The 12653-nt window shown below is 43.1% G+C and carries 10 protein-coding genes and 1 tRNA gene; 6 read left to right on the plus strand and 5 right to left on the minus strand.

Annotated features, from left to right (window positions below; translation table 11 throughout):
* The 4 genes from PR761_RS06815 to PR761_RS06830 all read right to left on the minus strand — a co-directional run bounded on the left by PR761_RS06815 (position 1) and on the right by PR761_RS06830 (position 4905).
* Positions 1-1326, minus strand: a complete 1326-nt coding sequence (locus PR761_RS06815; protein ID WP_154611053.1) for a phosphatase PAP2/dual specificity phosphatase family protein — start codon at positions 1324-1326, stop codon at positions 1-3.
* 115 nt (positions 1327-1441) lie between these two features.
* Complete coding sequence (locus tag PR761_RS06820; protein ID WP_039854112.1) at positions 1442-3208, minus strand: bifunctional alpha/beta hydrolase/class I SAM-dependent methyltransferase; 1767 nt, start codon at positions 3206-3208, stop codon at positions 1442-1444.
* Between the two features lie 9 nt (positions 3209-3217).
* A complete protein-coding gene (locus PR761_RS06825; RefSeq protein WP_006813170.1) occupies positions 3218-3841 on the minus strand; it encodes a CDP-alcohol phosphatidyltransferase family protein in 624 nt (207 codons plus the stop codon).
* A 239-nt stretch (positions 3842-4080) separates the two neighbouring features.
* Positions 4081-4905: a helix-turn-helix domain-containing protein gene (locus tag PR761_RS06830; protein ID WP_006813169.1), complete on the minus strand. Its 825-nt coding sequence runs from the start codon at positions 4903-4905 to the stop codon at positions 4081-4083.
* A gap of 152 nt (positions 4906-5057) precedes the next feature.
* On the opposite strand from PR761_RS06830, the gene PR761_RS06835 reads away from it, so the two are divergent.
* The 5 genes from PR761_RS06835 to PR761_RS06855 all read left to right on the plus strand — a co-directional run bounded on the left by PR761_RS06835 (position 5058) and on the right by PR761_RS06855 (position 11244).
* Positions 5058-6008, plus strand: coding sequence for a 4-hydroxyproline epimerase (locus PR761_RS06835; RefSeq protein WP_154611054.1), 951 nt, complete (start codon positions 5058-5060; stop codon positions 6006-6008).
* Between the two features lie 9 nt (positions 6009-6017).
* Complete coding sequence (locus PR761_RS06840; protein ID WP_006813167.1) at positions 6018-7265, plus strand: NAD(P)/FAD-dependent oxidoreductase; 1248 nt, start codon at positions 6018-6020, stop codon at positions 7263-7265.
* Between the two features lie 16 nt (positions 7266-7281).
* A complete protein-coding gene (gene dapA, locus PR761_RS06845) occupies positions 7282-8148 on the plus strand; it encodes a 4-hydroxy-tetrahydrodipicolinate synthase (RefSeq protein WP_006813166.1) in 867 nt (288 codons plus the stop codon).
* A gap of 14 nt (positions 8149-8162) precedes the next feature.
* Entirely contained in the window at positions 8163-9647 is a 1485-nt protein-coding gene (locus PR761_RS06850) for an aldehyde dehydrogenase (RefSeq protein ID WP_154611055.1), read from the plus strand.
* Positions 9648-9732: 85 nt separating this feature from the next.
* Complete coding sequence (locus tag PR761_RS06855) at positions 9733-11244, plus strand: alanine/glycine:cation symporter family protein (RefSeq protein WP_115164269.1); 1512 nt, start codon at positions 9733-9735, stop codon at positions 11242-11244.
* A gap of 12 nt (positions 11245-11256) precedes the next feature.
* On the opposite strand, the gene PR761_RS06860 is transcribed toward PR761_RS06855, so the two are convergent.
* A tRNA-Ser gene (locus PR761_RS06860) sits at positions 11257-11346 on the minus strand.
* A gap of 344 nt (positions 11347-11690) precedes the next feature.
* On the opposite strand from PR761_RS06860, the gene ghrA reads away from it, so the two are divergent.
* Positions 11691-12632, plus strand: a complete 942-nt coding sequence (gene ghrA / locus PR761_RS06865) for a glyoxylate/hydroxypyruvate reductase GhrA (RefSeq protein WP_154611056.1) — start codon at positions 11691-11693, stop codon at positions 12630-12632.
* The last annotated feature ends 21 nt before the right edge of the window (positions 12633-12653 follow it).

The raw sequence follows: 12653 nt of genomic DNA on the forward strand, positions 1-12653 counted from the left end.
TTAAATATGAAATTGCTGGTACCAGTTATTTAACTGCTCAATTGTCGCACAATTTAAAATAACCTGTGGTCTTGCTTGCTCCACTTGCCTAATTGCCTCATTAAGGGTCTTTGCCATTTTTTGATGAACTAGCCATGCCACAACCACCGTCGTACTACGAGAATAGCCGAGTTTACAGTGAACATAAACTGCACCATGTTGTGCCAGCCTATCCATAGTGTGTACAGCGCGTTCAATATCCTCGGGGCTTAGAGGTAACAAATCAATCTGTGGCTGGCTAGCATATTCTTGCCTTTGACTGTAAACGTTGCGAGGCCACTCGCAAGTCATATCGAGAACTGCTTGAGTTTGCAAAGGATACAGCGGGCGTCCTCCCAGAACGACTTTCTCATTTATGGTACTGGGTTGTCGACAATGCTTGGAATAGTAATGATAGGTTCCCCAAGCAATCAGCCGGTAAGGCAGTAATACCCATGCAGCAGAAAGAGATACATGACCTGATGGTGTTTTTTGGAAGACAGAAGCGCCAGCACCTAAGTAACCCAATGTCACTAAGGTTAACGCGACCGCTGGCCACAATAGCCACCAAGCGAAACCCTGAACAGAGAATGAAATCACGAAACAGAATAGAGCGCCTAACCCATAGTTTTTGGCAATTTTCAGGCTACGAGGACTTCCGGTGTAATGCCATTGCCAACGGGTATTGATTGGCAGCAGGTAGCTGATCATCACACCAGCAGCAAACCCAGTGACGACATCAATAAAGTGATGCTGCCACGTAGTTAGCACTGAGATTAAAATCAAGATTGACCAAGTATTTAAAAGCCAGCGCCATTGGTTTGGGGTATGAGCACGAAAACGTAGCCACAATAACCACAGCAAAATAATATGCAGAGACGGCGCTTGGTTATAGGGTAAATCGAATAATTCTAAACTGTCGAACATCCAGCCAAATGCACCGTGTGAATCTGGTCGAGGAAAGCTAAATTTTAATGGGAACAGTAAAAAACCGACACAGGCAATGACTGATGCCATAACTAACCGTAGTCCATGAATACACTGTTCTTGGCGGGTGACACAGATAAATAGAGAAATGCCATAGAATAGGTCGATGCTCCAATAGGGGATGATCGTCCAAGGTATAAAGGGAATATGCTGCTCCCAGCTAAAAACATAGGAGGGGACGTTTGGTAACGTCGCTGTGTAGTGATTAACTTGCCCGTAAGTTAAAAAGAAAAAAGGGGCTAAAAATACTAGCCATAGCAGTCCATAAATCCAGATTTGGCGCCGTGAAGTCGTGGCGATATTTGAGGGGACGGCGGTCATAATCTTGATTATTTCCTTGGAATATTGTTATGGCATTATCGACTATGGGGATAATAAAAACCGCAGGTTATTGGTTGTTATTCCCATAACCTGCTAGTTAATTAATAAAAATAGATTAGCGCCGTCTAGCTATAGAAACACTAAAAATACCCCAGTTATCGATAGATTGGTTAAGCTTTTCGAATCCAGCTTCTTCAACTAAGGCATCCATTTCACCTTGGCTACGACAACGCATTACCCAAGCTTGTCCACCTTGATGGCTTGGTAATACACGAGCGATCATCTCGACTTGAGGGTGCCATGGCTGGCAGGTATAAATTAGTAATCCACCGGATGGAATTGCACGAGATAGGCCGTTTAACGATGCGCGAATCAGCTCGTTACTTGGAAACAGTTCATACAGCCCACTGACAATACCTAATGTTGGCGCAGGGGAAACAGCCGCTAAATCATCAGCATCAAAAGCATTACCTTCCTCAAAGCGTATTTTATTTTCTAAATAACGTTCTTTGATATGCAAACGACCTTGTTCCACGTTGACCGGGCTATAGTCGCGTAATAGAACAGAGTCTACTTTGCCATAGTCATTGATAGCATCAAACACATAGCGACCTTGCCCTGCGGCAATGTCCATGATCCTTACGGGTTTGCCATCATTCGTCAAATCTCGGATAGCTTGGCGAATAATATTCTCAATATTCACTTTGCGCTGGCGGATACCTTGCCAGCCAATACTATTGAGATATTGACGATCAATAATTCGCCCAAATAGCCCGGTACCTTGAGCTTGATTGCGATAAACATAATCGAGAGTTGAGCCTGAATCGAAGCCTTTATCATAGCCAATTCGTACCCCTTCAGATGCTTTACCAAGGGTACTCATTGATTTACTCATAATTTTATAGACGATATTTTTTGGGCAATATTCAGGTAGCGGTGTATTGAGTGTCCGGAAAACATCCGCACTGGTGCTCCAAGTATCTTCAAATTGATAATCGTGCTGGTAGAGCGGTAACTCGAATAATTTTTCAATAAATTGGTGAATTTTTTCAATGGGAATATGGCGATCTTTTTCCCCTAAAGTATCGTGATAAAAGCCCGGTAAAATATGCTTTTCTTTAATAGGAGTATTCAACCGCTCATAGAATTGGTGCTGTGGTTTGTGATGCACCACATGGTCACTACCTGAAATAAATAGCTGGGTCGGGACTGTAATCGCAGCGGCATCAGCAACCACGCGTTCCGCTGTAGTATACAATTCAAGCAAGATATTAACGGCAATTGGACGCGTGATTAGCGGGTCATTATCGAAAGAGGCGATGCGCTTTTCATCGTGAGTCAAAAATTTGGCTTTTACATAGGAGTTGACATAAAACAGCCCGCGAATTTTTTGCATTAATCCCAGACCAGTACGGGCAAATGGGACATACAGTTTCACTTTAAAAGCAGGAGAAGCAAGTACCATGCCGCGAATTTTAGGCGCGTAATCATGAACCCAAGTAGAAACTAAAACCGCCCCTACACTTTGTCCGATCACAATAATATTTTCGAGTGGGATGTGATATTGATCGGAAACATAACGAACAAATTCATCGACATCACGAACTGATGTGCCTATCGATGGACTATAACCTCGAGCCCCTTCATTTCGCCCATGACCTCTGGCATCCCATGCAAACATAGCAAAATCAGGAAGATTTAACTCATCCACTAAATGTGCCACTCGCCCTGAATGTTCGTGACCACGGTGAAATAAGATCACAGCTTTATCTGTGGTGTGCTCTGTAGGCCAGTAACGGTAAAACAGAGGAGTATGGTCACTGGTGGTAAATTGCGATTCGACGACGGGACGTTGTGTCAAATAATCTGTTTGAGCGTTCATCATTGTTCCTTAATTATTTTTCAATGCAGGGCTGAGCTCAGCAAGCGCACGGCGAATACGGTTATAACAGGTATATAGCAACAAGAGGGAAATAGTGGCAAAAAGATAATTTACCCAATTAGCAGCCATTAACTGAGGGAAAATCGTAACAAATAATCCGAGTGCACCAAATATGAAAGCGCGGTCACTTTTACCGATAGGACCATCGTAGCGGCGAGAAGCGCCGATAGCTTGTGCAATAACACCAATAAACTCGGTCAGGACAGATAAAAAGAGGATCAGTAAAATCCACCAGAATGCGTGAGGGAAAATCAGCACAAAGGGTAAATACAGTGCGACATCCGAGATAACATCCCCAAGTTCGTTGAGCATTGCGCCGAGATGGCTTTTTTGATTGTGTTCACGAGCAAGCATCCCATCAATGGCATTAAGCGCCATGCGAATAAACAACACAAACGGTAATAAAATAAACAGATAGGGATTAGGGAAGAGGGTTAATAGCCCACCCACAATGATGGAGAGCCCTAATGCGGCTAACGTGACTTGGTTTGCAGTGATTCCGGCATCAAACAGCTTACGAACTATCGGGCGCAGCAGATCCTGAAATTTCGGTTTCAGATCATAAATGGTCATTAACTCATCCTTAAATGTACTGCAATTAATGTGCAGTTTAATGCTATATCAATACGCGATTGTGATATTGCCACAATAAGACCTGTCCTAAGTTACTCAATGATCATATTGAGAAACTTAGGAAATAGAATGATTATTAGAGCGATGAGGAGACTAAAAGTTCGTATCAATGAAAATAACGCATCGATAAGAACTAAGAAACACTTTTCGTGGCTTAGAATGAAAAGTGTTTTTTGGCTTTAAATACAGTCGACAGTATCAAATATTTCGGTCGTTTTTTTATCTATATTTGAGCGCATTCGTTTAAATTGGCTCGGGGTCATCGTGGTCAGTTCTTTAAATTTACGGCAGAACGCACTGTGATCTGCATAAGCACATTTGATAGAAATATCCGTAATGGAATAATCCTCTTCTAATAATTCGATGGCATGTTCGAGACGCTTTTTCTGAATATATTGCTGAGGTGTAATATGAAATACTGTTTTAAATTGACGATTTAATTGTGATAAAGAAAGCCCCGCAATCTCTGCCAGAGTTGTTATTTTTATAGCCGTGTCAAAATGTTGACTAATATAGTGCTCAACGCGACTTAATTGGCTATTTAATTTTGGGCTAACGGATTTTTCATCTTGCAAATCAACCGAAATTCCAGCCACACCGATCACTTGGTTATGAGTATTAAAGATAGGTACTTTAGTGGTCAGACACCAACCTAGCAATCCAGCCTTATATAGATGTAATTCTAATTTATTAATGACACTGATTTTTTTTTGCATGACCAAATAGTCTTGAGAACTATAACTCTGTCCTAAATCGGTATGAAAGATATCTTCTGCACTTTTTCCAATGACCCCATTTACCGTGGCTATCTTGCAACGTTTTGCCAAATTTTCATTGGCGAGAAGATATTTTGCGTTTCGGTCTTTAACAAAGAACGTCACATTTGGAAGCGTATTAATTAAAGGCATAACCAATCCAAGATAATTTAACAAGTTGTTAATATTATCAACAGGGAAAAGCATGTTTTCCTGACTAATCGACAACAGTTTATTTAAATCAATCATGTTGCGCTCCAGTGCATTCAACTAATTTTAATAGTTATCTTAAATATTTTTAAATTGTGCAGAAATACGCATGGGTTGATTCGAAAGATATCAAGAGTTGTTTACATTAATCAAGCATTCTATTAACAAATAATATTAATAAGGATGACGCCATGCAGAGTAAATATAAAAAAATCGATGTAATAGACTCTCATACCGCGGGTGAACCCACGCGTTTAGTGACCGCTGGTTTTCCAGATTTAGGGAATGCCGACATGGCTTCACGCCTTGAAATATTGCGCTCAAAGTATGATCAATGGCGCTGCACCACCATTTTGGAACCGAGAGGAAACGATATTTTAGTGGGCGCATTACTCTGTCAACCGGTGAATCCTAAAGCGGCGGCAGGCGTTATTTTTTTCAATAACGAAGGTTATTTGGGAATGTGTGGTCATGGCACGATTGGCTTAGTTGCCTCTTTACACCATATGGGACGCATTAGCTACGGAGAGCATTTAATTGAAACTCCCGTTGGTGATGTGACCGCGAAGTTACATGAAGATGGCAGCGTGAGTATTCAGAACGTTTATTCTTACCGCTACCGAAAATCAGTACAAGTTAACGTTCCTGATGTGGGCACAGTGACGGGAGATATTGCTTGGGGAGGTAACTGGTTTTTCTTAATCGAAAAATCACCGCTAGCTATTAATTATGGCAATGCCAAGGCGTTGACTGAGATCTGTTTGAAAATCAAACAAGCCCTTGTTGACCAAGCTATTTTTGGTAAAGAAAATCAGGAAATTGACCATATTGAGCTGTTTGGTCAGTGTGATGATGCGGATAGCCAAAGTTTTGTCTTATGCCCTGGTGGGGCTTACGACCGCTCTCCTTGTGGAACGGGAACCAGTGCAAAACTGGCGTGTCTGGCGGCTGACAATAAATTAGCCGAAGGCAAAATCTGGCATCAAGCAAGTGTGATTGGTAGCCAATTCCAAGCCAGTTACCAAGTCGCAGATGCTAATGGCATCATTCCGACTATCCGAGGTAACGCGTATATCAGCGGTGAAAATACCTTACTTATCGACGATAAAGATCCTTTCCGTTTTGGGATCACTGTGAAGTGAGGTGAGCACATGAATAACCAATATTCAGTGATTGTCGTTGGCGGTGGCATTGTTGGATTAACCATCGCGTTATCCATACAACAGCGTGGCACCGACGTTTTATTGCTTGATAAAAACCAAATTGGCTCGGGAGCTTCATTTGGTAATGCGGGGCATATTGCGACGGAACAGGTTTTTCCTGTGGCAGACCCTTCAGTTTTAAAATCAATCCCCAGCATGTTACTTGACCCTTTAGGCGCATTACGCATTGATTGGCGCTACATATTGCCATTAACACCATGGCTACTGAAATTATTGGGGAACATGCGGCATAAGCCGTTTATGCATATTCATCGCGCACTCAGCATGCTAAATGGTGCATCTTTAGGGGCATGGCAAGAATTTTCCCAACAGTGGCAATTGCAGGATTTAATCAAGATTCAAGGCTCTTTGCTGGTGGCAGAAAAACCGAAAACGTTAGAAAAATTGCGTCAGCATGGTGATTACCTAAACCGCCTTGGCGTGAAAAACCAGTTACTTGACCAATCTCAATTATTATCCCGAGAGCCAGAGCTGGCAGAAAACCAACTTGGAGGATTGTTTTATCCCGATACCGGACATGTTGTTGAGTTAGCTGAACTTCATCAACGCTTAGAGCGAACATTTGTTCAGCTCGGCGGTAAAGTATTAACGGAGTGTGAAGTTACTGCGATTAATTCCTCATCAGCAAGCCAAGCGTATGTCACTACCTCACAAGGAATATTCGTTGCAGATAAAGTGGTGATTGCAGGGGGAGCATTCTCAAAATCTTTAGTGAAAATGGTCAGCCGCATCAATGTGCCATTGGAGACTGAACGTGGTTATCACTTAATGCTCCCGAAAGAAAAAGGGCGCTTATCTGTTCCAGTTTCAAGCATGGATCGTCGGTTTATTATGACCCCAATGAATGGGGGATTACGTCTTGCAGGAACAGTTGAATATGCAGGGCTTAAGCGTCCTCCAAATATGCAACGAGCACAACATTTTTTACCTCTTGCGAACCCGATGCTGAAGCGGTCTTTAGATAGCCAGCATAATAGTGAGTGGATGGGCTTTCGCCCTACAATTTCTGATTCTTTACCCGTCATCGACCAAAAGGGTCCTTATGTGTTTGCTTTTGGGCATCAACATTTAGGACTCACACACGCGGCGATCACCGCAGACATCGTTAATAACATGATCCATGGGCAACCGACCCCGATCGATTGCTCACCTTTTTCGATTAAGCGCTTTCTTTAATTTTAGGAGAATTACAATGAATTTTCATGGCATCCTCGTTCCGTTAGTTACCCCATTTCATGATGATTTATCATTAAATATGACTGCGTTAGCTGAACTGACCGAAAAGCTCATTGACAGTGGTGTGACCGGATTAGTGGTGTGTGGCACAACGGGAGAATATTACGCACTGAATGAAGATGAGCGTAAAACTGTGTTAACCACGGTAAGTAAGATTGCCAAAGGGCGTGTAACACTCATTGCAGGGATCAACGACCTGTCTACCGACGGAGCAATCAAACGTGCAGCTCAGGCGAAAGAGCTGGGCTATGAAGGATTGATGTTATCTCCACCTCCATACAGCTTACCTGACCAGCAAGGGGTTTATGCGCACTATGAAAAAGTCGCTAAATCAACCTCTTTGCCCATCATTATGTATAACTTCCCTGCGCGCATAGGTATCGAAATTGAAATTGACACCGTGATAAAACTGGCAGAAATCGACAATATTGTGGCCATTAAAGAGAGTAGCGGCAGTTTTAGCCGAGCGCTGCATCTACTGCAAATGCCATTTAAAAACTTTGAGGTGATTTGTGGTTGTGATGATCAACCGGTGGATTTCTTCTTCTGGGGTTCCAAAAGTTGGATCGCTGGCGCGGGGAACGTCTTTCCTGCGGAGCAAGTCGCTATCTTCAATGCTTCTCAAAAAGGTGATTGGGCAAAAGCTAAACAGATTATGCAAGAAATTTATCCGGCAATTTACTCAATGGAGTCAGGAAACTACAACCAAAAAGCAAAAGCAGGTTGCCTAAAAGGAACCTTCAAAGTGGGACCGGTTCGTCTTCCACTGTCAAATATCAGCCAGCAAGAGCGTGATGAGTTTCTTGCGCTGATTAAGCCATAGAAGAGGAATTTCCCATGCTAATCACCAAAGAACAAATTTTTGAACGTGCCAAACAGAGCCAATTGTGGGCAGGAAACTTAATCGCAGATTACCAAAATCACACTGCAAAACTAAAGAATTATACGCCGATTGATAATAGTTTGATTGGCTACATTGCAGATGGTAGTGCTCAAGATGTGCATGCAGCTGTCAATGTAGCTCGCTCAACCTTTCAAGAGGGAAGCTGGAGTGGGTTATCTCCCCAAGAACGCAAGCAAGTCATGTTACGTTGGGCACAGTTAATTGAAAAACATAGTGAAGAGTTGGCTGCGCTAGATTGTGTTGATGCAGGAAAACCGATCACAGAATGCCTCAATACCGATTTACCCGCCACGATAGAAACCTTTTATTGGTATGCGGAAGCCATCGACAAACTGTTCGGTAAAATCGCCCCAACAGGTAACCAAGAAATGGGATTGATTGTCCATGAGCCGATTGGCGTTGTGGGCGCAGTATTACCATGGAATTTTCCTGCCCAAATGTTTGCATGGAAAGTGGCACCTGCATTAGCGGTGGGTAACTCGGTCATTGTTAAACCTGCTGAATTAACGTCACTGAGTGCTTATCGCTTGGTTGAGTTGGCATATGAAGCCGGAATTCCCAAAGGGGCACTTAGCTTGGTTTGTGGATTAGGGGAAAAAGTGGGAGAAGCCCTTGGTCGTCATCCTGACGTAGACATGGTGTCATTTACCGGTTCAACCGAGGTTGGGCGCCTATTTTTGAAATACTCTGCGGAAAGTAATTTAAAAGAGATTGTTTTGGAATGTGGAGGAAAAAGCCCTCAAGTGGTTTTTGAGGATGCGGATATTGATGCGGCCATTCCTCATATTATGGCCGCAGCGTTCTGGAACATGAGCGAAAACTGTAGTTGCGGCTCTCGCTTAATTGTTCATGAAAATATTAAGAAACCGTTGTTAGAAAAACTGACCAAGGCGGTTGCTTCATGGCAAGTCGGTAATCCGATGGATGCTGCGGTGTCTATCGGCCCGATGATTGAACAGGCTCATTTTGAAAAAGTGAAATCGTTTTTAGATTCCACAATTAAAGAGGGCGGAAAACTGGTTGTAGGAGGAAAAGTACGCAGTGACCTTGGCTCAGGATGGTATATCGAACCCACTATCTTTGATGCTGTTACGCCAGAAATGTCTCTATTTCGACATGAAGTTTTTGGTCCCATTTTAGCTGTCACTTCATTTAAAACAGATGATGAAGCGGTGACTTTAGCGAATGATACCCACTATGGATTGGCTGCCTCGTTTTACAGTCAAAACATCCATCGTGTCATGAATATTGCTCGTCGTATTAATGCGGGAACAGTTTCTGTGAACGGATTTAGCGAAGGCAATATCACGACGCCATTTGGTGGTTTCCGTCAATCAGGTTTTGGTGGAAAAGACAATGGCTTAGAAGCTTTTGAGCAATACACCCAAACTAAAGTTATTTGGCTTATTAATCATTAAAACAACATAAACCTGAGAGTTATCGTCTCTCAGGTTTCACACCTTGCATACACACAAATACAATTACAATCGTCGAGGAGTACATATGGAAGCCATCGTAAACACGCTCGTTGGTTACATCTGGGGTAATGCTCTCGTATTTTTATCTCTGGGTGTTGGTCTCTATTTCACATTAGCAACCCGTGGTGTTCAGTTCCGTTACATCGTTAAAATGGTCTGTTTACTGAAAGAAAACAAAGCCTCAAAAGAGGGGATCTCGTCATTCCAAGCCTTCTGTCTAGCCCTTTCTGGCCGTGTTGGGGTCGGTAATATTGCTGGGGTGGCGACGGCGATTGCCGCAGGTGGCCCAGGGGCGATATTCTGGATGGTGGTGATGGGCTTATTAGGGGGAGCGAGCGCCTTTGTTGAATCCACACTGGCACAAATCTACAAGCAGCGATCTGATGGTCAATATCGAGGTGGCTCTCCGTACTACATCGAGAAAGGTTTGAAATTAAAACCGTTTGCAATTTTCGTTGCTGCCGTAATTTGTCTTTCTTATGGCGTATTAGTTCCTGGGATCCAAGCAAATACCATCGCTGACTCTTTCCAAACGGCATTTAATATTCCACCAATGGCGACGGGTGCGTTGGTGACAGTATTAATGGCATGGCTGATTTTTGGTGGTGTAAAACGTATTGCGAGTGCAGCAGATAAAATTGTACCTATTATGGCATTGGCATATCTGGTAATGATGGTCATCATCCTGAGTAGCCATTGGGAAAGCGTCCCAGGTATGTTTAGCCTAATATTCCGTAGTGCGTTGGGAATGGATGCGGTATTTGGGGGGATCGTAGGTACGGCAGTTTCATGGGGTGTTCGCCGTGCGGTATTCTCTAACGTTGCAGGTGCTGGGGAAGCCACATTTAGCTCCGCAGCGGCAGAAGTAAGCCATCCTGTTAAACAAGGTCTAATCCAAGCATTCTCTATCTATATTGATACAGTTGTTGTTTGTACGGCTTCGGGATTGATGATCCTTGTCACCAACATGTACAACGTTTTCCCTGATGGCTCGGCAACGGCATTAGTGGAGTATATTCCGGGGGTTGCAGCAGGAACTGCCTGGACACAAATGGCGGTATCCACGGTCTTTACATCTGCAGGATCAGGTTTTGTTTCCATCGCTGTGTTCTTATTCGCGTTCACGACACTAATGGCTTACTACTATATTGCGGAGACCACCATTGTTTACCTTGATCGCAAGCTTAAATATCCAGTGCTTAAGCTCATATTGAAATTCGTGTTCCTCGGAATCGTTTTTATGGGCAGCGTACAGTCGGTCAGTATCATGTGGGGATTAGGGGATATTGGTTTTGGAAGTATGAGTTACTTAAACTTAATTGCGATCGTATTCTTGTCTAAACCTGCATTTAGGGCGCTACGAGATTATGAAAGACAAACTAAATTGGGTGTCGATCCGGTGTTTGACCCGAAGGTTGCGGGAATAGAAAACGCAGAGTTATGGGAAGAAATTAGCCGAGAGTACCATGCAAAAGGTATTGGTATCGATAAGATTGATAATGAAAAAGGTGCTAAGAAATTAGCTGAAAAAGAATAACTAAAGTAGAAATGGCGGTGAGAGAGGGGTTCGAACCCTCGATACGTTCGCACGTATACACACTTTCCAGGCGTGCTCCTTCAGCCTCTCGGACACCTCACCGTTTTTTCTATCTAAATCTGTCGTAGAATTTGCGATACAAAACTTGTCCTACAACGGGGCGCTACTATAGGGAAAAGAGCGCCTTCCGTCAACTCCCTATTAAGTTATTTTCACCTTTTTTCTGTTGATGAGTTAAATAAAAAGCAATTTGATTACTATCTAATCTTTAGTGAATTATCTTGGATAAAAATTCACACTTAATTGTTTATTTAAACTGCAAGCAATTAATCTAGCTTTCGTTAACTCCTTAACAAAATCCCCATATTATCGGCGTAATTTGCTCGCAGTGACTTGAAAATAAACACCATTACGCACACTCTGGTAGAAACCTATAAGGAGTTGCCATGAATATTTTATTTTACCATCCATTCTTTGATGCCAATCAGTGGATTGAGGGCATGCGTGCTAGATTACCACAAGCCAATATTCGTCAATGGAAGCCGGGAGATAACCAGCAGGCAGATTATGCCATGGTATGGCTACCGCCTTATGAGTGCTTAGCGGGACGTAAAGAGCTGAAAGGTATTTTTGCATTAGGCGCTGGGGTGGATGCGATTTTAAAACAAGAGCACGACAATCCAGGAACGTTACCCGCGGGTGTACCATTGATGCGTTTAGAAGATACGGGTATGGCAATTCAGATGGAAGAGTATGCGACTGCAAAAGTGTTGTATTACTTCCGTCGTATGGACGAATATCGTCAACTGCAATCTCAACGTCAATGGAAACAACTTCCTGCCTACAAGCATGAAGAATTTGTGGTTGGAGTGATGGGCGCCGGGGCATTAGGGCAAGCTGTTGCTAAACGTTTGGCAAGTTTTGGTCTTCAAGTCCGAACGTGGAGCCGTTCAGAAAAACAAATTCCTAAAGTGAAAAGTTATTATGGACAAGAACAGTTAGCCGATTTTTTATCGGGAACTCGTGTAATCGTGAATTTGCTACCAAGTACACCAGAAACTATTGGGATCCTTAATCAACAACTCTTTAGTCAATTACAACCCAATGCTTATATTATCAACCTCGCTCGTGGCGCACATTTAATTGAGCAAGACTTGCTCAGTGCATTAGATAAAGGGCAAGTGGCAGGGGCATCGCTCGATGTCTTCGCGACTGAACCATTGCCGCAAATGCATCCATTCTGGACGCATCCACGAATAGCGATTACACCACATGTGGCAGCATTTACATTACCGAATGAAGCCATGGATATGATTGCGAGCAATATTCAGCGGATTGAAGCAGGAGATAGTCCAGAGGGGATTGTCAATACGTCCCGCGGCTACTGATTTCCCGTCCTACTTTTCGCC

Source organism: Providencia sp. PROV210 (assembly GCF_028479445.1).
Lineage (GTDB): Bacteria > Pseudomonadota > Gammaproteobacteria > Enterobacterales > Enterobacteriaceae > Providencia > Providencia rustigianii.